This is a genomic window from Streptomyces sp. CNT360 (assembly GCF_000424785.1).
In genome coordinates, this window is sequence record NZ_AUKO01000013.1 from 118,478 (window position 1) to 138,911 (window position 20,434).

At 72.8% G+C, this 20,434-nt stretch carries 17 protein-coding genes; 5 read left to right on the forward strand and 12 right to left on the reverse strand.

What is annotated here, in order from left to right; all coding sequences use genetic code 11:
- Nucleotides 1-2: 2 nt before the first annotated feature.
- Nucleotides 3-581: a VanZ family protein gene (locus H297_RS36510; protein WP_051351882.1), complete on the forward strand. Its 579-nt coding sequence runs from the start codon at nucleotides 3-5 to the stop codon at nucleotides 579-581.
- A gap of 153 nt (nucleotides 582-734) precedes the next feature.
- Here the strand turns inward: H297_RS36510 and H297_RS0115035 are convergent, their stop codons facing one another.
- Both H297_RS0115035 and H297_RS0115040 read right to left on the reverse strand, forming a co-directional pair.
- A complete protein-coding gene (locus H297_RS0115035) occupies nucleotides 735-1,397 on the reverse strand; it encodes a fasciclin domain-containing protein (protein ID WP_027737720.1) in 663 nt (220 codons plus the stop codon).
- 126 nt (nucleotides 1,398-1,523) lie between these two features.
- The gene (locus H297_RS0115040) at nucleotides 1,524-3,467 is read right to left on the reverse strand and encodes a molybdopterin-dependent oxidoreductase (protein ID WP_486589527.1); all 1,944 of its coding nucleotides are present in this window, start codon (nucleotides 3,465-3,467) and stop codon (nucleotides 1,524-1,526) included.
- A 208-nt stretch (nucleotides 3,468-3,675) separates the two neighbouring features.
- Here H297_RS0115040 and H297_RS0115045 point away from each other — a divergent pair, with 208 nt between their 5' ends.
- From H297_RS0115045 to H297_RS36520, 3 genes are read left to right on the forward strand one after another with little or no spacing between them, the layout of a single operon-like run.
- Nucleotides 3,676-4,965, forward strand: a complete 1,290-nt coding sequence (locus H297_RS0115045) for an FAD-dependent oxidoreductase (RefSeq protein ID WP_027737722.1) — start codon at nucleotides 3,676-3,678, stop codon at nucleotides 4,963-4,965.
- A complete protein-coding gene (locus tag H297_RS36515) occupies nucleotides 4,962-5,846 on the forward strand; it encodes a DUF1365 domain-containing protein (RefSeq protein WP_078514096.1) in 885 nt (294 codons plus the stop codon). The genes H297_RS0115045 and H297_RS36515 overlap by 4 nt, the downstream gene beginning before the upstream one ends.
- The gene (locus tag H297_RS36520) at nucleotides 5,843-7,159 is read left to right on the forward strand and encodes a class I SAM-dependent methyltransferase (RefSeq protein WP_051351883.1); all 1,317 of its coding nucleotides are present in this window, start codon (nucleotides 5,843-5,845) and stop codon (nucleotides 7,157-7,159) included. The genes H297_RS36515 and H297_RS36520 overlap by 4 nt, the downstream gene beginning before the upstream one ends.
- Nucleotides 7,160-7,648: 489 nt before the next feature.
- On the opposite strand, the gene H297_RS0115060 is transcribed toward H297_RS36520, so the two are convergent.
- The 4 genes from H297_RS0115060 to H297_RS0115075 are packed head-to-tail and all read right to left on the reverse strand — an operon-like array spanning nucleotide 7,649 to nucleotide 12,486.
- The gene (locus H297_RS0115060) at nucleotides 7,649-8,485 is read right to left on the reverse strand and encodes an enoyl-CoA hydratase-related protein (RefSeq protein ID WP_078514100.1); all 837 of its coding nucleotides are present in this window, start codon (nucleotides 8,483-8,485) and stop codon (nucleotides 7,649-7,651) included.
- A 38-nt stretch (nucleotides 8,486-8,523) separates the two neighbouring features.
- Nucleotides 8,524-10,737, reverse strand: coding sequence for an acetate--CoA ligase family protein (locus H297_RS0115065; protein ID WP_486589528.1), 2,214 nt, complete (start codon nucleotides 10,735-10,737; stop codon nucleotides 8,524-8,526).
- On the reverse strand, nucleotides 10,737-11,897 hold the full coding sequence (locus tag H297_RS0115070) for an acyl-CoA dehydrogenase family protein (RefSeq protein ID WP_027737725.1): 1,161 nt from the start codon (nucleotides 11,895-11,897) through the stop codon (nucleotides 10,737-10,739). Before H297_RS0115070 ends, H297_RS0115065 begins: the two co-directional genes overlap by 1 nt.
- Before the next feature lie 13 nt (nucleotides 11,898-11,910).
- Nucleotides 11,911-12,486: a thioesterase family protein gene (locus tag H297_RS0115075; protein ID WP_051351860.1), complete on the reverse strand. Its 576-nt coding sequence runs from the start codon at nucleotides 12,484-12,486 to the stop codon at nucleotides 11,911-11,913.
- A 240-nt stretch (nucleotides 12,487-12,726) separates the two neighbouring features.
- Between H297_RS0115075 and H297_RS36525 the strand changes: the two genes are divergently transcribed.
- On the forward strand, nucleotides 12,727-13,590 hold the full coding sequence (locus H297_RS36525) for an IclR family transcriptional regulator (RefSeq protein ID WP_051351861.1): 864 nt from the start codon (nucleotides 12,727-12,729) through the stop codon (nucleotides 13,588-13,590).
- 218 nt (nucleotides 13,591-13,808) lie between these two features.
- Here H297_RS36525 and H297_RS0115085 read toward each other — a convergent pair whose 3' ends face one another.
- The 6 genes from H297_RS0115085 to H297_RS0115110 form a co-directional block, all read right to left on the reverse strand.
- The gene (locus H297_RS0115085; protein ID WP_027737727.1) at nucleotides 13,809-14,186 is read right to left on the reverse strand and encodes a hypothetical protein; all 378 of its coding nucleotides are present in this window, start codon (nucleotides 14,184-14,186) and stop codon (nucleotides 13,809-13,811) included.
- A gap of 77 nt (nucleotides 14,187-14,263) precedes the next feature.
- The gene (locus H297_RS0115090; RefSeq protein ID WP_027737728.1) at nucleotides 14,264-15,049 is read right to left on the reverse strand and encodes an anti-sigma factor; all 786 of its coding nucleotides are present in this window, start codon (nucleotides 15,047-15,049) and stop codon (nucleotides 14,264-14,266) included.
- A complete protein-coding gene (locus H297_RS0115095; protein WP_027737729.1) occupies nucleotides 15,046-15,630 on the reverse strand; it encodes a sigma-70 family RNA polymerase sigma factor in 585 nt (194 codons plus the stop codon). Before H297_RS0115095 ends, H297_RS0115090 begins: the two co-directional genes overlap by 4 nt.
- A 700-nt stretch (nucleotides 15,631-16,330) precedes the next feature.
- Nucleotides 16,331-17,851, reverse strand: a complete 1,521-nt coding sequence (locus H297_RS36530) for an amino acid permease (protein WP_078514102.1) — start codon at nucleotides 17,849-17,851, stop codon at nucleotides 16,331-16,333.
- Between the two features lie 205 nt (nucleotides 17,852-18,056).
- The gene (gene argF / locus H297_RS0115105) at nucleotides 18,057-19,067 is read right to left on the reverse strand and encodes an ornithine carbamoyltransferase (RefSeq protein WP_027737730.1); all 1,011 of its coding nucleotides are present in this window, start codon (nucleotides 19,065-19,067) and stop codon (nucleotides 18,057-18,059) included.
- Between the two features lie 92 nt (nucleotides 19,068-19,159).
- Nucleotides 19,160-20,404: an arginine deiminase gene (locus H297_RS0115110; protein WP_027737731.1), complete on the reverse strand. Its 1,245-nt coding sequence runs from the start codon at nucleotides 20,402-20,404 to the stop codon at nucleotides 19,160-19,162.
- Nucleotides 20,405-20,434: the final 30 nt, after the last annotated feature.

Consider the following 20,434-nt stretch of genomic DNA (forward strand, 5'->3'; position numbering starts at 1 on the left):
GCATGACAAAAACGCCTACGGCAAGGACAACCGGCTCCCGCCCCCCGGGGCGGCCGCGGCAGGGGCCGCTGCGCCTGCTGCTGCGCCTCCTGGCCGTGCTGCTCGCCTTCGCCGCGATGGTGCTGTTCGCCGCCCTGCTCTCCCGGGCCACGCTCCAGCCGGAGACGGCCGCGGAGGGCCTCACCCACACCAACCTGCGCCCCGGGGACTCCATCCGTGAGTGCCTTGAGGAGTCGTCCCTCTTCGGGATCGTCCAGCAGCTCGGGGGGAACGTGCTGCTGGGGGTGCCGTTCGGTGTCCTGCTGCCGGTGATGGCGCCGCCGACCCGCGGTTTCGTCAAGGTCACCGTCTGCGCCGCGCTGGTGATGCTGATGGTGGAGACCGTGCAGGGGCTGTGGGTGACGGGACGCGCTTTCGACGTGGACGACGTGATCCTCAACGCCACCGGTGCGCTGCTGGGCTATCTGTGCGTCGGGCGCCGGCTGAGCCGGGCCGTCCACGTGCCGCGGCCCCCGCGCACGGGCCACCGCACCTACGCGGGCGGCCCGGCCGCGGAGGGGACGCCGGAAGGCGCGCCGTAGCGGACGGGCCGGACACCTGCGCGTGCGGACCCGCCGGGAAGGAGCCGGCCCGCCGGGGGTGTCCCGCCCGGCGGGCCGGTTCCCCACCCCCGGGTGGCGGAATGCCCCGTACGGGTGACGGAGCGTCCCGGCCGGGTGGCGGTCATGACCGGGTCACTTCTTCGGCGGCATCAGCACGCTGTCGATGATGTGGACGGTCGCGTTGGAGGTCTTCACGTTGCCGCAGGCCACGTTCGCCGAGTCGTCGACCTTGTAGGCATCCCCCGACCCCTTCGTGGTGAGCTTCTGCTTCTCCAGCGTCGGGTAGGAGCCGCCGGCCAGCTTCGTCTTGTCCAGCGGCTCGCCCACCACGTGGTAGGTCAGGACCTTCTTGAGCATCTTCTTGTCGCTCATGACCTTGTCCAGATCGGCCTTCGGGATCTTCTTGAAGGCGTCGTTGGTCGGCGCGAACACCGTGATGTTCTTGGCGCTGTTGAGGGTGTCGACCAGGCCCGCCTTCTTCACCGCCCCCACCAGCGTGGACAGTTGCGGGTTGTTGGAGGCGGCGGTGGCGACCGGGTCCTGCGCCATCCCCTTGAAGCTGCCCTTGCCCGACTTGGGCACCGTCTTGCAGGCGTCGCCGAAGGTGTCCATGGCCGTGTCCTGCTTCTCGCCCTTCTCCTTGTGCGAGCCCTGGCTCTGCTCGCTCTTCTTGTCGGACTTCTTGTCGGAGCCGCCGTCGTCGCTGCTGCATGCGGTCATCCCGAGGGGGAGGACGACGGCCGCGGTCGCGGCCAGCAGGACGCGGCGGGCACGGGTGGTGGCAGTGCTGCTCATCGTTTTCTCCTTGTAGTGACGGTCATGCCGCTCATGTCGGGCACGACAGAGGTCGTACGAGTGCTGTGGAGGGTTCGGGTCCGGGCGAGGGGCAGGTGCAAGGGGGCGGGTCAGGCGTCGGGGGAGTCAGGTCACGTCGACCACCACCGAGTGCCGTCCGGTCGCACCGTCGGGCACCGTGCCGACGCGGTCGGCAGTCTGGGTACGGCCTCTCCGGTCGGTGGCCCGCACCTGGAGCGTGTGCGAGCCCGGCGTCGCGTCCCACTCCCACACCCACTGGCGCCAGGTGTCGCGGGAATCCTCCTCGGCGAGCCGTGCGGTACGCCAGGGCCCGTCGTCGACGCGTATCTCGACCCGGTCGATGCCGCGGTGCTGCGCCCAGGCGACGCCTGCCACCGCGACCTTGCCCGCCTTCAGGTCGGCGAGCGGTCCGGGGGTGTCGATCCGCGACTGGGTCTTGATCGGGGCCTCACGGCCCCATCCGCGCTCGACCCAGTAGACGTCGTAGTCGTCGAAGGACGTCAGCTCCAGTTCGCGGATCCACTTGCATGCCGACACGTAGCCGTACAGGCCGGGGACGACCATGCGGACGGGGAAACCGTGCTCGAACGGCAGCGGTTCGCCGTTCATGCCGACGGCCAGCATCGCCTCCCGGCCGTCCAGTACGGTCTCGACCGGGCTGCCCAGCGTCATGCCGTCCTCGGAGCGGGCCACGAGCTGGTCGGCGGGCCCGCCCCTGGACGGGGCCCGCACGCCGGCCTCCCGCAGCAGCGGAGCCAGGGGTACGCCCAGCCAGCGCGCGTTGCCGACGTACTCGCCGCCCACCTGGTTGGAGACACAGGTGAGCGTGATGTCCCGCTCGACCAGGCCGCGGGCCAGCAGCCGCTCGAAGGTCAGGGTGAGTTCGCGGGCCACGCCCTTGCCGTGGATGTGCAACGACCAGTCGGCAGCCGACAGCTTCGGGACCCGCAACAGGGTGTCCACGCGGTAGAAGCGGCTGTTGGCCGTCGTGAACCGGCTCAGCCCGTCGAGGTCCAGTTCCGCCCCCTGCGGCACGGGTGCGGCGCGTGAGACGGGGGCGGGCAGGGTCAGCTCGGCCCGAGAGGCCACCGCCTGCGCGCCGCTGCGGCCGTTGAGGTTTCGTCCCAGCAGTCCCACTCCGGCGGCCCCGACGGTTGCCACCCCGGCGGTCAGCACGAACCTGCGCCGGTCGACGCCGGGCCCGGCTGCCGCGCTCCGCCCCTCCGCGGCGGCGCCGTCCGGCTCGCCCCTTCCACCGTCCGCCCCGGCGAGCAGCCGAGGCTTCACGGAACCCGCCCCCGCGTCCCGGTCGCCGGACGAGCTCGCGCCGTCCTGCGCACTGCCTGTGCCACTCTCCTCGGCATCTTCGCGCGCACTGTCCGTACCGGTCACATCGGTGCCGTCCCGCGGGCGGCGCGAACCGGTCTCGTCGGTGCCGTTCTGCACGCCGGGCGTGTCGGAACTGTCGGCGACGGCCCCTCCCTTGCCCGTCCCCGAGGCGATGGCCGACCCGGTTCCGTCGGCGCCCTCCCACCTGCCGTACGCAACAAGCCGCCCGGCGCCGCCGGTTCGGCCCGCAGCTCCGGTGGGGCGAGCCGGGAGCAGGCCTGCGAGGGCGTACAGGACGGCACCGCCGACGAGGGCACCGGCCACGGAGGGCAGGGAGTCGAGGGCGGAGCCGTCGGGGCGGCCCGTGGCGGCCCAGGCGCCGACGGCCCCGAAGGCGAGCACCCCGGCGGAGCCGATCCGCCGGTGGCGGACCGCCAGCAGACCGAGTGCGACGGCGAAGAGGGCGAGGACGAGGAGGATGCCGAGCCGGAGGACGAGTTTGTCGTCGGTACCGAAGTTGCGGATCGCGAAGTCCTTGACCGGCGCGGGCGTCCGGTCGATCGCGGCACCGCCCACGGCGGTGACCGGACCGGCCTCGGGACGCACCGGGACGGACGCCAACTCGGCGGTGGCCAGGGCGCAGAACCCGGCAATCACGCCGCTCGACGCTCCCAGCACGCCGGTCAAGGCGCCGCTTGGGGACTTCTGCTCTGTACTCACATCCCGCATTCGGCCCAGCCCGCTCGGCGGATTGGTCCGTCCCTCGTCCGTCCCTCGTCCGTGCGGCATCCGGCGGGACACGCGCCGCGGAGACAGCTCTCCACGCGGACGGCCCCCGTGCGTGACCAAGCCGCCGCGCCCCCGGCTCCGAATCAAGGGGACCAGGAGGACTCCAAAATCCGGTACGCCACCGTGCGAAGGGAGCAGCATGACGAGGCAGCGGCGCAGGACGGCCGTGGTGGGCAGTGGAGTTGCAGGCCTGACGGCGGCCCACGTGCTGCGGCACACGGACGCGGTGTCGCTCTACGAGGCCGACGACCGGCTCGGCGGCCACGCCCACACGCACGACGTGGTCTCCGCCGACGGCCGGGCGCTCCAGGTCGACTCGGGTTTCATCGTGCACAACTGCCGGACGTATCCGCTGCTGACGCGGCTCTTCGCGGAACTGGGCGTGGCGACCCAGGAGTCGGAGATGAGCATGTCGGTGCGGTGCGAGGGCTGCGGCCTGGAGTACGCGGGCGCCAAGGGCCCGCGCGGACTGCTGCCCGGGGCGGGGCACCTGCTGCGCGGCAGGTATCTGCGGATGCTCGCGCAGGTTCCGGTCTTCCACCGGCGGGCGCTGCGGCTGCTGTCCCAGGAGCAGGGTGGCACGGCGGACGACCGGCAGGATGCGGTGACGCTGGGGACCTTCCTGCACCGGGGCGGCTTCTCGGCGTACTTCGTCAGCCACTTCGTGACACCGCTGATCTCGGCCGTCTGGTCGTGCGCTCCCGACGCGGCGCTGCGGTACCCGGCGCGCTACTTGTTCCGGTTCCTCGACAACCACGGGATGCTCGGCATCACCGGCTCCCCCCGGTGGCGCACGGTGACCGGCGGCTCCCGCGCATACGTCCAACGCATCGGCAAGCGGCTCGACTCCGTTCACACGGCGACGCCCGTGCGCACGGTGCGCCGGCACGCGGGCGGGGTCGAGGTGGTCACCGAGGACGACACGGTGCACGCGTACGACGCCGTCGTGCTGGCCACCCATCCCGACCAGGCGCTGCGGCTGCTGGCGGCGCCGACGAAGGCGGAGCGCGAGGTGCTGGGGGCGTTCCGCTACTCGCGCAACCCGGCCCTGCTGCACACCGACCCGGCCCCGCTGCCCCGCACGCCTGCGGCCCGCGCCTCGTGGAACTACCTGCTGCCGGACTGCCGTACGCCCGCCGGGCGGGTACGGGTCAGCTACGACATGAACCGGCTGCAGCGGCTGGACGCCCCCGAGGAGCACGTCGTCACCCTGGGCGCCGCCGAGCACGTGGCGCCGGAACGGGTGCTGGCACGGATGGTGTACGAGCACCCCCTCCACACCCCCGCGTCGGTGGCCGCCCAGCGGAGGCTGCCCGAACTGAACAGCGGCCCCGTGACCTTCGCCGGCGCCTACCACGGCTGGGGCTTCCACGAGGACGGCTGCCGCTCCGGGGTGGCGGCCGCCCGGGCGCTGGGGGTGCGCTGGTGACCCGGCATGCGAACGGCACCGCCCAGGAGACGGCCACCGTCCGCCGCGGCCCGCCCGACGGCTACGGCACCCTCCCCGGCGAGGGCACCCGTGCGCGTGACGGCTCCCTCCCCGACAGCGCCCCCGGTCCCCGTACGCCGGTCCTCTACCGCTGCGTCGTCGGCCACGCGCGTACCCATCCGGTGCGCCACGCCTTCCGGTTCCGTACCTACCTGTGGCTCGTCGACCTCGACGAACTGCCTGCGCTGCCGAGGGCGTTGCGGCCGCTGGCCCGGTTCGAATCCCGGGACCACTTCGCCGGCACCGCACCGACCCTCCGCGCGGGGCTGGAGCGGTACCTGGCCGCACAGGGCGTCGACCTGGACGGCGGCCGGGTGGTGATGCTGGCGAACGCGCGGGTGCTGGGCCACGTCTTCAACCCTTTGACGCTCTACTGGTGTCACGACGCCGCCGGGAAGCCGCGGTGCGTCGTCGCCGAGGTGCACAACACCTACGGCGAGCGTCACTGCTACCTGCTGCACCCCGACGAGGACGGTCTCGCCCGCACCGACAAGGACTTCTACGTCTCCCCGTTCTTCCCCGTCGACGGCGGCTACCGCATGCGGCTCCCGCCACCGGGCACCCGGCTGCGGCTGACCGTCCAGCTCGAACGCGGAGGCGGCGCGGACAGCGACTCGCAGGCCCGCACCCCGTTCACCGCCTCCGTGCACGGTGAGCGTCGTCCGGCCGGCGTCGGCGGGCTGCTGCGCGCGGCCCTCCGTCACCCCTGGCCCACGCTCGCCGTCACCGTGGGCATCCGCGCCCACGGCATCCGGCTGTGGCTGCGCGGACTGCCCGTACGCGCCCGACCGCACCACCCTCCACAGAAAGGTCTGCACTGACCGTGCCCGCACCGCTGTCGGCGTCCTCGCGGACGGCCGTCACCGACCGCTCCCGCTGGCCGGACGTGGCGGCCCTGCCGCCCTCCTCCCGGCTCCGTACCGCTGTCACCGCCCGCCTCGTGGGCCGCGCCCTGGACACGTTGCCCCTGCTGGTCAAGCTGCCCGACGGCACGAGCCTCGGGCAGGGCGGCCCGCTGCTGGAGCTGCACGACCCCGACGCCTTCCACCGCCGTCTGGGCCGGAGCGGACTCATCGGCTTCGGCGAGTCCTACATGGCCCGCGAGTGGGACGCCCCCGACCTGGTGGGTGTGCTCTGCGTCTTCGCCGAGCACGCCGCGTCCCTCTTCCCGGCCTGGATGCAGAAGCTGCGCCACCTGTGGGCGCCCCGGCAGCCGCGCTCCCAGCGGAACACCACCAGCGGGTCGCGGGAGAACATCCGCCGCCACTACGACCTGTCCAACGAACTGTTCGCGCTCTTCCTCGACGAGACCCTCAGCTACTCCTCGGCTGTCTTCCGCAGTTTCCCCGCCACCTGGGAGGCGCTGCCGGAGGCGCAGCGGCGCAAGACCGACCAACTGCTGGACCTGGCCGGTGTCGGGGCGGGCACCCGGCTGCTGGAGATCGGCACCGGCTGGGGCGACCTGGCCGTCCGGGCCGCCGAGCGGGGCGCCGAGGTCGTGACCGTCACGCTCTCCCGCGAGCAGCTCGACCTGGCCGGCGAACGGGTGCGCGCGGCGGGGGTCGCGGACCGGGTGACGCTGCTGCTGCGGGACTACCGGCAGGTGCGCGGCGAGTACGACGCGATCGTCAGCGTCGAGATGATCGAGGCGGTCGGCCACGCGTACTGGCCCGTCTACTTCGCGGCACTCGACCGGCTGCTCGCCCCCGGCGGCAAGGTGGCGCTCCAGGCCATCACCATGGCCGACCACCGGATGCTGGCCACCCGGCACACCCACACCTGGATCCAGAAGTACATCTTCCCCGGCGGCCTGGTGCCCTCGCTGGAGGCGCTGACCCGGATCACCGAGGAGGACACCGGCCTGCGCCTGGCCCGCAGCAAGAGGTTCGGCCACCACTACGCGGAGACGCTGCGACTGTGGCGGCGGCGTTTCCAGGAGCGCTCGGCGGAGGTCGCCGCGCTCGGTTTCGACGCGACGTTCCAGCGCATGTGGACGCTCTACCTCGCCTACTCCGAGGCCGGGTTCCGCACCGGCTATCTCGACGTCCAGCAGGTGCTGTTCGAGAGGGAACCGGCGGCGGGCACGCGCGGCGCGGCACACCCCGTCCCGACTCCGAGGGGAGAAGCACGGTGACGGCGGTACGGACCATCCGGGAGGCCGCCGAGGGAGCCCCCGCAGGGGCGACCGAGGGAACAGGCGCGGGAACGGTCACCGGCGCGGACGGCGGCGTCGCCGGGCGGCTCGGTGCCCTGCCCCGGCCGCCTGCTGGGCGGCCCGCTGCCGGTGCGGCTGCGCGCCAGGGACGGCAGCGAGACCGGCGCCGAGGACGCACCACTGGTCGTCCTGCGCTCCTGGCGGGCTTTGTGCAGACTGCTGTGGCAGCCCGGTGAACTCGGGCCGGCCGAGGCTGCATCACCGGTGACCTGGAGGTGCCCGGCGACCTGGCCGAGGGGCTGCATACCGTGTGGCGGGCGGCCCGGGCACGGCAACTGCGGCCTCCCCGGCCCGGCGCGGTGGCCCGGCGCCCTGGAGTCACGCGGACGGCATGCGTCTTGTCTCCGCTTCCGGGTCACCATCCGCCCCGCCCCTGACGGGTTGTCACCGGCCGAGCCGCCGAGCGACCTACCGGCCCCGCCACTGGGCAGAGCGCTTCTCCGCAAAGGCACGCGGGCCCTCCTGGGCGTCCTCCGAGCCGAGCATGGCGCGGTAACGGGGCAGCTCGCCGCTGCGCATGCGTGCGTAGGCCGACGCGACGTCGAGTGCCTCCGTCTCGCGCTGCACCTCCTTGACGGCGGCGAGCGCCAGCGGCGCACCCCGCGCCACCCGCCGGCCGAGTGCGAGCGCGGCATCGACCGCCGTACCGGGGCCACCGGAGACCTGGTTCACGAGTCCCCAGCGGGCGGCCTCGTCGGCGCCCATCCGCCGCCCCGTGAGCAGCATCTCGCTCGCGACGGCGCGCGGCAGCCGCCTGGGCAGGCGCAGCACACCACCCGAGTCGGCGATCATGCCGATGCCCACCTCGGGCAGGCCGAACTCGGCGTGCTCCTCGGCGACGACCAGGTCGGCGGCCAGCACGAGCTCGAAACCGCCGCCCAGCGCGAGCCCGTTGACCGCCGCGATCACGGGCTTGTCCAAGGTGAAGAACTCCGTGAGACCGGCGAAGCCACCCGGGCCGTGGTCGGCCTCGATGCCCTCCTCGCCGGCTGCCGCCGCCTTGAGGTCCCATCCGGCGGAGAAGAACCGCCGGCCGCCCGCGGTGAGCACCGCGGCACGCAGCCCCTCGTCCCGCCGCAGCCGGTCGAAGGCCGCGTACAGCTTGCGGCTGGTGGCCACATCGATCGCGTTGGCCTTCGGCCGGTCCAGCGTGATCACGAGGACGCCGTCGCACACCCGCGACGTGACCGGTTCCGCCTGCTCGCCTCCGTGCTCGCCCACTGCCTCGTCCTCTCCTTCGCTCATGTGCTTCGCTCCTCCTTCGTGCCGCCCGCCGCACTGCGTCACGTCTCATGTCTGATGAGCGCGTCGACAGCCACCGCGCCGCGTCCCGAGGGCAGGACGAGCAGCGGGTTGACGTCGATCTCGGCGACCGCGGCGTGGTGTGCGTACCGGGCGACGGCGTGCACCGCGTCGACGGCCGCCGCCACGTCCCCCTGCGGGCCGCCCCTGAACCCCTGCAGCACGGGCCGGATCCGCAGCGACGCGAGCGCTTCCTCGACCTGCCCGCGGCTCGCGGGCAGCAGCAGCGTTGCCGTGTCCCGTACGAGTTCGACCAGCACGCCACCGGCGCCGAGGGTGAGGGCGTGACCGTACTGGGGATCGCGGTGGACACCGACGATCAGCTCGGCCACCGGCTCCTGCACCATCTGTTCGACGAGGAAACGGTCGACGAGGTACTGGTCGACGAGGGAGGCCATCGAGCGGACCGCTTCGCGCACGGCCTCGCGGTCGGTGAGCCCGACGCGCACCCCGCCGGCCTCGCTCTTGTGTGCGAGAGCGGGTGAGAGCGCTTTGACGACCACGGGAAAACCCAGCTCGGCGGCCAGGTCCGCGGCCTCGTCCGGCGCCCGGGCGGCCGGCTGCCGCGTGACGCGCCCGCGGGGAACCCGTACGCCGTGTGCGGACAGTGCCTGCTTGGCGGCGTACTCGTCGAGCGGTGCCGCGGGCCCCGCAGCCTGCGGGCCGGCCGAAGGGCCGTGGCCGTGGACGACTGTCCCGCCCGGTGGCAGGGTGCCCTCCTCCCGATGCCGCCGGTGCGCCTGGCCGATCTCTCCGGCCGCAGCGATCGCACGCACGCAGTCGGCCATGCCGTGCATCGGCGCCACGCCGCTCGCCAGCAGCCGGGTGCTGACGTCCTCCGGCAGCCCCTCCGGCAGCGAACTGACCACACAGGCCGGGGCGCCGGTCTCCTGTGCCGCCGTCGCGTAGGCGTCCATCGTGGTCGTCCACAGCCCCGGTGCGCAGCGGTCGTCGCGCGGAAGGTCGAGCAGCAGCAGGTTGACGTCGCAGCCCGAGCCCTGCAGCGCGGTGAAGCAGGCGCGCTGCGCGTCGGCGTCGCCCCAGATGTAGGTGTGGTAGTCGAGCGGGTTGGCCACGTGGACGTGGTCCCCCAGCACCTGGCGCAGCCGGGCGGTCACCTGGGCGGGCAGCTCGGGCAGGTGGGCGCCGTGCTGCTGCGCGGCGTCGGCGATCAGCGCGGCCTCGCCGCCGGAGCAGCTCGCCGAGGTGACACGGGTCCCGGTGAGCGGTCCGTGCACGTGCAGGAGTTTCAGTGTCTCCAGGAAGGTACCGACCTCGTGCACACGCGCGACACCGAGCCGACGGAAGAGCGCGTCGCACAGCACGTCCGAACCCGCGAGGGAACGGGTGTGGCTCAGGTTGGCGCGGGCGCCCAGTGCGGAGCTGCCTGTCTTGAGCGCCACCACCGGCACACCCGCGTCGAGGGCCCTGAGCGCGGCCCGCGAGAAGCCCGCCACGTCGTCGATGCCCTCCAGATGCAGTCCGATCGCGCTCACCCGCGGGTCGTCGAGCATGCTGTCGACGAGCTCCGGTACGCCGGTCACCGCGCCATTGCCTGCCGTGACGACGTAGGCGAGCGGCACCGAACGGCGCTGCATGGTGAGGTTCTGGGCGATGTTGCCGCTCTGGGTGACGACCGCCACCCCGCTCGTGACCCTCGTACCGCCGTGCTGGTCGGGCCACAGGGCGCTGCCGTCGAGGTAGTTGAGTACGCCGATGCAGTTCGGGCCGACGACCGGCATGCCGGCTGCCGCCTCACGCAGCTCCTCCTGGAGCCGGGCACCGTCCGCGCCGTCCTCGGCGAAACCCGCCGCGTAGCACACCGCGCCGCCCGCGCCGCGCGCGGCGAGTTGCGCGAGCACGGGTACGGCCGCCGTGTTCGGGACGGCGACGAGCGCCGCGTCAGGTGCCTCGGGAAGTTCGGCCACGGTGCGGTGACAGGGCAGGCCCTCCAGGTACTCCCGGTGGGGATGCACGGGCCAGATCCGGCCGGTGAAACCGATCGCGCGGCACTGCCGTATCCCCTCGGCGGCGCTCGCTCCGCCGATCACGGCGATGTGCCGCGGGGAGAGCAACCGCCGCAGCCGCCTCGAACGGTCGCTCCCCGCCTCCGTGTTCCGCCAGGACCCGGCGCCCCGGTGCGAATCTCCTGCCCGGGCGGGCCCCGCCTGCATCTTGTCGCTGCGCCCGGCCATCAGGAGCCCAGCGGACGGAGCATGGAGCGGGAGATGATGTGGCGCTGGATCTCGCTGGTGCCGTCCCAGATGCGTTCGACACGCGCGTCGCGCCAGTACCGTTCGACGGGAAGCTCCGCCATGAGCCCCATGCCGCCGAAGATCTGCACCGCCTGGTCGGTGATCCGGGCCAGTGCCTCGGTCGCGTAGAGCTTGGCCATGGCCACGTCCTGGTCGGTCATGAGCCCCTGGTCCTGCTTCCAGGCGGCCCGCAGGGTCAGCAGCTCGGCGGCCTCCAGCTCGGTCGCCATGTCGGCGAGCGGGAAGCCGACTCCCTGGAAGCGCCCGATCGGCCGGCCGAACTGCTCCCTCTCGGCCGCCCACTGCGTGGTCATCTCCAGGACCCGGCGTGCGCGGCCCACACTGGTCGCGGCGACGGAGAGCCGGCTGGCGCCCAGCCACTCGCCCATCAGCTCGAAGCCCCTGCCCTCTTCGCCGAGGCGTTGCGCAGCGTCGACGCGGACGTCGGTGAAGGAGAGTGCGCACTGGTGGTAGCCACGGTGCGAGACGCACGGCGATCCCCGCCGCACCTCGACGCCGGGGGTGTCGAGGTCCACGAGGAACGCGGTGATCAGACTCTTGGCGCCGCGAGCCGTCTCCTCGGTGCCGGTGGCGGCGAACAGGACGGCGAAATCGGCGGTATCGGCATGACTGATGAAGTGCTTGGTGCCGTTGAGGACGTAGCCGTCGCCGTCCCGCTCGGCGCGCGTCCTCATGCTCCGTACGTCCGACCCGGCGCCCGGTTCCGTCATGGCCAGACAGTCGTGCCGCTCGCCCCTGATCGTCGGGAGCAGGTACCGCTCCCGCTGCTCTCCCCGGCACGCCTCCAGGATGTTGCTGGGGCGCGCGACGAGCATCTGCAACGCGTATCCGGTGCGCCCCAGTTCCCGTTCGACCAGGGTCATGCTCACAGCGTCGAGACCGGCGCCGCCCAGTTCCGCCGGCATGTTCGCCGCGTAGAGTCCGGCATCGAGTGCCTTCTGCCTGATCCGCCGGGCCAGTTCCGGCGGCACCTCGTCCGTCCGCTCCACCTCGTCGGCGTGCGGGTCGAGTTCGGTGGTGACGAACTTGCGCACCGTCTCGACGATCATCCGCTGTTCGTCCGTCAGCGCGAACTGCATGTGACCTGCTCCCTCACGTGTTCCGGTCCCGTCGGATGCCCATCGGTTTGCCGACCACTTCGGGCAGCGGGGCTGCGGAGTGGGCGCGGTGGATGGCCCCCAGCCGCTGTTGCAGCTGTGTGGGCAGAGGGCAGGAACGCCCCTGGCCGGCGTCCACATGGACGAGCATCTGCTCGGCTGTGGCGAGCAGCGTCCCGTCGGTGCCGTGCCGCATCTCGTGGAAGAGGTGGACGCGCTTGGCGTCGAAGTCGAGGAGCCGCAGGCTGAGCTGGAGCGGTTCTCCCTCGGTCACTTCGCGCTTGTTGTGCAGGTGCGACTCGACCGTGTAGAGGGAGCGCCCTGCCGCCCGGTACTCCTCGCCGATCCCGATGTAGCGGAAGAAGGCGTCCGAGTTGTCCCCGAAGACGAGCAAGTAGCACGACTCGCTCATGTGTCCGTTGTAGTCGACCCACCGGGGGCTGACGCCGGTGTCGTGCAGTCGCAGCGGGGTGGGGATCTCCCTCGCGTCGTCCCAGTCCCGGTGTCCGGTGCCCTCGTACGGGGTCACCACCCTGTCGGGCCGGTCGGGCCCTTCCGTTGCGCTGCTCATCCAGCCTCCTTGCGCGTGCGGGTGAACGGCGTGCGAGACGGCGCTCCCATGCCAGTGTTCGCATCATGCGGTGCTCGCTCGTATTGTGAACGTACGGAGTGTGCGACTGCCGCGTCAAGCGCGGAGCATCGGCAGGACGCGACCCGGGCGGAACGCGGCGCTCACCCCGCTCCGGGGCGGCGTCCCGGCGCGGGCCCATTACGCTGCCGGGAGGAGAGAAGACGTGGCAGGAGGCACCGGATGGCGGCGGCGCACGCCCCCGACGAACAGGAACAGGCACCCCCGGCGGCCGGACCCCCGGCGGGCGGCCGGGTGCAGTCGCTGGAGCGCGCCATCGCGCTGCTCAACGCGGTGGCGGCGAGCGCGCCGAAGGGGAGGCCGGTGGCGGAACTGGCGGTCGAGTGCGGGCTCAACAGGGCGACCGCCTGGCGGCTGCTGGCGACCCTCGAACACCACGCGATGGTCGAACGGGACGCGCTGACCAACCGGTACACCATCGGTTCGGCCGTGGCGACGATGGCGGCGACCGCCGGCGTCGAGGGCCTGATCCGGCGCGCGCACCCGGTACTGGAGCGGTTGTGCCATCAGTCGGGCGAGACCGCGAACCTCGCGGTCGCCCAGCGTCTCGGGCTGACCTATGTCGACGAGGTGACACCGCCGGTCGTCCTCACGGCACGCTGGCTGGGGCGCCAGGTGCCGATCCACGCCTCCTCGGCGGGCAAGGCGCTGCTGGCCTGGCTGCCGGCGGAGGAGGTGGAGTCGATGCTCTCCGGCCCTCTCGCCGAGTTCACCGAGACCACCCGCACCGACAGGGAGAGTCTGCACGGCGAGCTCGCCGCTATCCGCACGCAGGGATACAGCGTGAGCCTGGGCGAGCTCGAAGAGCAGCTCAACGGTGTCGCCGCTCCCGTGCTCGACGCCTGGCAGCGGCCCGTGGCCGTCGTCAGCGTCTGGGGCCCCAGGGACCGGGTGCCCGAGTCGCGGTGCGCGGAGCTGGGCGTCCAGGCGCGGCGGGCGGCCCAGGACATCCGGGACCTGATCGCCCCCGCGGCAGCGCCCGTGCCCGAGGCCACCGGGGGCCGGGAAAGCGGCAGGACGGCCTGAGAGCACCGGCCGCAGGGGTCACAGGAGGGGAACCCCAGCGAGCGGGTCGCCGTCCGGGCAGGCGGCTGCGGCGAGTTGTACCGCGCCGGCCCCTCTCAGCGTGAGCGGCGCGAACGCTCCCTTCCGGCGCGCCGCTCGCGAGGGTTTCCGCACCCCGCCCACACGCGTGCTCGCCACGCGCCCCGAGCCGTGACGGCTGACCTGGGGAGGGGGCCCGATCAGCCCACGCGGCGGTCACGACGGTGGCAGAGGGCCGCCACCGAGAGGGAGCCCCAGCCCACCGAGACGGCGACGGCCTTGGCGCGGGCCTCGCGGGGGAGCGTCGCCCCCAGCAGCGCCGCGTCGCCGAGGTCGGCGGCGATCCGTACCCATGCGGCGGTGCGCAGGGCGGCGCCCTCGGGCGCCAGCGCGAGTGCGATGCCGCTGGCCGCGTCCCGCCAGGCCAGCGGGCGCAGCGATGTGCGCGTGTGCGCGGCCGTCCGGCCCGCCGCGTCCACCAGCCCCGACGGCTTGGCCAGCAGCTCGGGTTTGAGGGTGACGGCGGCCCCGTAGGCGGCCGTCGCCACCCCGACCACCCGCAGCAGTCCCACGCGCATTCCGTCTCCTTTGCTCCGCCGGCCCGAGCTCCCCGGGTCCGGCACTCGACGCCTCCAGCGTGGCCCTCCGTAGAGCCCTACGCCCGCTGGGAGGGGAAGTTCACCAGGACCACCGGGTCGGACGTCGGCTTCGCCGAGCCGCCGCCGGGTTCCACGGTGATGCCCATACCGGAGGCGTCGCCGAGCGGGCCGTCCAGCAGCCAGGCGTCGGTGGAGCCGGAGTCCATCAGACCGGCCGACCGCATGGTGCCGTGGTCGGCGTACCACAACTGGTACGTCCTGCCCTCCGGTGGCCGTGGCATGCGGGAGGCGACGAACGCGGCGCGGTCCTCCTTGCGGGAGACGACGACCGTGCCGCTGCCGTCCCCGGGGACGTGGGGGGCGGGCACCGTGCGCGCGTCCGGGGCGGAGAGCACCTCGGCCAGTTGCGCGGCCCGGTTCTCGGCGCTCCGGCTGCTGTGCCGCGCCTGTTCGGCCTGCTGGTACTGCCATACGGCCACGCCCCCGAAGCCGGCGGCGACCGCCAGACAGGCGGCCAGCGCCAGGGTGGGCCAGGCACGGGCCGAGCGCCGGGCCGTACCGCGCCGGGCCGGTGCGCCGGAGGCGTCCTCGGTGTGCGGGCTGCGCGGCGGCGGCTCCTGGCGGACCTCGCCGATCCGGTGCAGCACCTGGGTCCGCATCCTTCCGGGCGGCTGCTCGGCGACGGCCAGCCCGAGGCGGGCGGCGGTGGCGCGCAGCTCCGCGACCTCCAGGGTGCAGGCGGTGCAGTCGCTCAGGTGCCGCTCGAAGGCGGTCTCCTCGTCCGGCTGGAGCGCCTGCACCGCGTAGGCACCGGTCAGCGTGTGCAGTTCGGTCGTCGTCATGCCCCCACTCCCAGGCAGTCCCGCAGGCGGATCAGGCCGTCCCGAAGCCGTGTCTTGACGGTGCCCAGCGGCTGGGCGAGCAGCTCGGCGACCTCCCGGTAGGTCAGCCCCTTGTAGTAGGCCAGTGTCACGGACTGGCGCTGGACCTCGGTGAGCGTCCGCAGACAGCGGCGTACCTGCTCGCGCTCCAGCCGGGCCTCGACCTGTTCGACGACCTGGTCGTAGTCGGGCGTACGGTCCAGCCGGGCGGCCCGCTCCTCACGGTCGCCTGCGGCCTGCACGGAGCGGACGCGGTCGACGGCGCGGCGGTGGGCGAGCGTCATGATCCAGGTCATGGCGCTGCCCTTGGCCGGGTTGTGCCGGGTGGCCAGCCGCCACACCTCGATCAGTACCTCCTGTGCGACCTCCTCGGACTGGGAGGGGTCGCGCAGAACGGAGCGGACCAGCCCGAGGACGGGCCCGCAGACCCGGTCGTACAGCGCGGCGAAGGCGTCCTGGTCGCCCTTGGCCACCTGCGCCAGCAGGGCGTCGGGGTCGGACTGCGCCTCCGCACGGCTCTCGATGCGGACCGGCTCCTTCACCGGGTCTCACCCCCGGCCTCGGCTGCGGGGCGGGAGATGGCGGCTGCTGTCATGCGCTCCTCCTGAGAAACTGTCCACCTCGTATTCGTGGCCGAAACCGGTGTGGATGGGTCCCGGAGGCAGGCGGCTGTGGGCCGGTAACGGTACCGGCCCGTGAGACGGGGTGCGTCGGCGAAGAGGGCCCGGCGGCGCTGCCGTCCGCGGCGCTGCCCCCTCCCTCCGGTCCGCTTCGTCCGCAAGCGCGATGCGCGGCGGACGGGGGAGTACGCCCAACCCGCCCCGCACGCGCGGGGGTCGCCCGCTTGTTTGCAGCATGCATGCTGAGCGTGCCAGCGGTTGTGACCGTGCGGACGTACCGCCTACCGGACGATCAGGACGGCGCTTGTCACCGAGAAACCTGTGGCCGCACCGGCGGACGAGGGGGCCCGGCTGCCCCGCTCCTGCGACCATGACCCGGACGAGCCGGTCATGGTCCAGGACCGGCGCCTGTGTGCCGAGGGCAGCCTGACGGACCACGAGCCCGAGGACGAGACCGCGAGCTCCCGGCCCGCGAGGAGAGCTGCACCGCCTCACCCTCACCCAGGGGGGAGCCGGCCCGCCGGGGCCGCAACCGCGAGAGCTGACTCGCGCCCCGCGGGCACGCCTGCCCGCGCCTGAACCGGGGCCGGAGCCGGAGTGGGACTCACAGCCGGAGCCGGCCTCAGTGGCCGGCCGGCATCCCCGCCGGTTCGGCCCCCTCGGGGGTGTCGGCCGGTGCCTGTCCCCGGCTCGCGTCCGGGCCGTCGGCGCCCGCCCCGGGCCCGACCCCGGGTCCCGTCCCGCTCCCGGCCAGGCGGGAGCGGCGGCGGCCGTAGCAGGTGTAGACGACGGCACCGACCGCCACGAAGACCGCGAACTGGATCCAGGTGACCAGGGGCAGCCCGTACATCAGGTAGAGGCTGAAGGCGACGCCGAGCAGCGGCGCCACCGGGTGGAAGGGCACCCGGAAGCGGCGCTGGAGCCCGGGGTGGGAGCGGCGCAGCGCGAGGACGCAGATGTTGACGACGGCCATGACCGCCAGGGTGCCGATCACCGTCACGTCGAGGACGACGTCCAGCGGGACGACGGCGGCGGGGGCGGCGAAGACGATGGCGACGATCCAGGTGTTGGCCACCGGCGTGGACGTCTTCGGTGAGACCCGCTCGAACACCTTCGGCATCAGCCCGTCGCGGGACATCGACAGCAGGATCCGCGTCTGCCCGTACATCACGGTCAGCACCACCGAGGCGATGGCGACGACGGCGCCCAGCGCGACGACGGTGGAGCCGAACGTCGAGCCCGTGGCGTGGTCGACGATCAGGGAGAGCGCCGCCGGCTTGCCGCCGACCTGCTGCCAGGGCATCGCGCCGAGGGCCGCCACCGAGACCAGGCAGTACAGGAGGGCCACGCACCCGATGGTCACCAGGATGGCGAACGGGATGTTCCGGCGCGGGTTCTTGACCTCCTCGCCCGCCGTGGAGATCGCGTCGAAGCCGATGAAGGAGAAGAACGCCAGCGAGGCCCCGGCGCCGATCCCGCCGATGCCCTCGGGGGCGAACGGGCTCAGGTTGCCGGACCGGAACGCGGTGAAGGCGACGGCGCAGAACAGCACGAGGATGCCGACCTTGATGACGGCCATGGCCGCCGTGGCCCGCGCGCTCTCCCGTACGCCGCGTACCAGCAGCACGGCGGCGAGCAGCATGACGACCACGGCGGGCACGTTGACGACGCCACCGTGTCCGGGCGCGTCCGCGAGGGCGGCGGGGATGCGCCAGCCGACGGTGTTGCCAAGCAGTTCGTTCAGGTACTGCCCCCAGCCGATGGCCACGGCCGAGACGGAGACCCCGTACTCCAGCAGCATGCACCAGCCGACGAGGAAGGCGGTGCGCTCTCCCAGGGAGGCGTAGGTGTAGGAGTACGAGCTGCCCGAGACAGGGATGGCGCCGCCCAGTTCCGCGAAGGAGAAGGCGGTGAACACGCAGGTCAGCGCCGCCAGGGCGAAGGAGACGAGGACGGCGGGCCCGGCCTCGGCCACGGTGTCGGACAGGCCGACGAAGATGCCGGTGCCGACGATCGCGCCGATTCCGAAGCACACGAGCTGGAAGGGGCCGATGGTGCGCTTGAGGCCGTGCCCCTCCAGGTCGGCGCCGGATTCGCGGACCAGTTGCTCGGGGGACTTCAGGCGCAGGCCGGTGCGGGGCATGGGACTTCCAGGGCGGTGCGGGGTGCACGGGGGGTGGGTGCACGGGGACGAACACGAAGGAAGGGTCCGGACGGATGACCCGGACCCTTCGAGCTGCTTCCAGCGTACCGGCCGTCCATGCATGGCCCCGCATGCACGCGTATGAGTATGCACACATGTGGAGCCGGTGGCCGAGCGCGCCCGGCCCGGTCCCGGCCGCAGGGGCTCAGCCCAGCGTCGCGACCAGCACGGCCTTGATCGTGTGCATCCGGTTCTCGGCCTCGTCGAAGACCACCGAATGCGCGGACTCGAACACCTCGTCGGTGACCTCCAGCGAGGTCAGCCCGTGCCGCTCGTGGATCTCCCGCGCCACCGCGGTGCCCAGGTCGTGGAAGGCCGGCAGGCAGTGCAGGAAGCGTACCTGCGGGTTGCCGGTGGACCGCAGGACGTCCATCGTCACGGCGTACGGGCGCAGCAACGCGATCCGCTCGTCCCAGATCTCCTTCGGCTCGCCCATGGACACCCACACGTCCGTGGTGAGGAAGTCGGCTCCGCGCACCCCCTCCGCGACGTCCTCGGTCAGCGTGATCCGCGCTCCGCTCTGCTCGGCGAGCGCCCGCGCCCGCGCCGTGACACCCTCCTCGGGCCACAGCGAGCGCGGGGCGACGATCCGTACGTCCATGCCGAGCAGGGCGCCGGTCACCAGGTAGGAGTTGCCCATGTTGCTGCGGGCGTCGCCCAGGTACGCGTACACGGTCTCCGCAAGGGGGCGCCCCTGGGGAGCGTGCTCGGTCATGGTGAGCAGGTCCGCGAGCATCTGTGTGGGGTGCCACTCGTCGGTCAGCCCGTTGTAGACGGGCACCCCGGCGTGCGCGGCCAGCTCCTCGACGACCTCCTGGCCGCTGCCGCGGTACTGGATCCCGTCGTACATCCGGCCCAGCACGCGGGCCGTGTCCTTGACCGACTCCTTCTTGCCCAGGTGCGAGCCGGTGGGGTCGAGGTAGGTGGTGTGCGCCCCTTGGTCGGCGGCGGCGACCTCGAAGGAGCAGCGCGTCCGCGTGGAGGCCTTCTCGAAGACCAGCGCGAGGTTCCGGCCGCGCAACCGCTGGTTCGCACCCTCGGTGCCGGCCCGCTTCTGCTGCTTGAGCTGCGCCGCGAGGGCGAGCAGGCCGTGGAACTCCTGCGGGGTGAAGTCCAGCTCCTTGAGGAAGTGGCGGCCTGTGAGGTCTGCTGCCATGTCGGTCGGCTCCTGGTTCGCGCGCTACCTGGTGAAAGCGTAATTATATACGGTACGACGAATCTCTATGCGACGCGGCCCGGGTGCCGCCCTCAGCCGCCGACCGGGTCCCGCTCCACCGGGCAGCTCATGCACCGCGGCCCTCCCCGGCCGCGCCCCAGTTCGCCGCCGGGGATCTCCACCACCTCGATGCCCTCGCGCCGCAGATGGGTGTTGGTCGTCACGTTCCGGTCGTACGCCAGGACCACGCCGGGCTCCACCGCCAGTACGTTGCACCCGTCGTCCCACTGCTCCCGCTCCGCCGAGCGCACGTCCTGAGTGGGGGTGAGCACCCGGATGCGGTCCAGCCCGAGCGCCGCGGCGATCGCGCGGTGCATGTGCTCCGGCGGGTGGTCGGAGACCTTCAGCTCCGGCCCGTCCGCTCCTTCGGGGCCCGGCTCGATCGTGTAGGAGCGGAGCATCCCCAGCCCCTCGTACTGGGTGAAGGTCTCCCCGTCGACCATCGTCATCACCGTGTCCAGATGCATGAAGGCGCGGCGCTTGGGCATGTCGAGCGCCACGATCGTGCGGGCCGAGCCACGGGCGAACAGCCCCCGCGCCAGTGTCTCGACGGCCTGCGGAGTCGTCCGCTCGCTCATGCCGACCAGCACGGCGCCGCCTCCGAGCACCAGCACGTCCCCGCCCTCGATGGTGGAGGGGGAGGGGTACCCGGACTCGCCGCCGGCCCAGGTGTGGAAGCCCCCGCTCGCGAACAGCGGATGGTGCCGGTAGACGGCCTCCACATGGACGGTCTCGCGCTGCCGGGCGGGCCACCGCATGGCGTTGACGCAGACCCCGTCGTAGACCCACGCCGAGGAGTCGCGGGTGAAGATGTGGTTGGGCAGCGGGGCGAGCAGGAAGGCGTCCTCCGCCATGACGTGGAAGCGCACCGAGGCGGGCTCGGCGCAGCGCTCCAGGTACTCCCGCTTGGTCATGCCCCCGATCAGTGCCTCGGCCAGCTCCGAGGTCGGCATCGCATCGAAGGACTCCCGCAGCGGGCCGGTGGCCAGCGGCCCGTACTCACGCTCGTCGAAGACCCGGTCCAGGACCAGCGCGCGGGCCGCCGGCACGTCCAGGGTCTCCGTCAGCAGGTCCGCGAACAGGTGCACCTCGACGCCGAGTTCGCGGAGCGTGCCGGCGAACGCGTCGTGCTCCTGCCGGGCGCGGCGCACCCACAGCACGTCGTCGAACAGGAGGTCGTCCTTGTTCGTGGGGGTGAGCCTCTTCAGTTCGAGCCCTGGACGGTGCACGATGACGCGGCGCAGCCGCCCGGTCTCGGAGTCGACATGGAATCCCATGGGCTCATCCTGACGGAGCGCGCTGCCGCC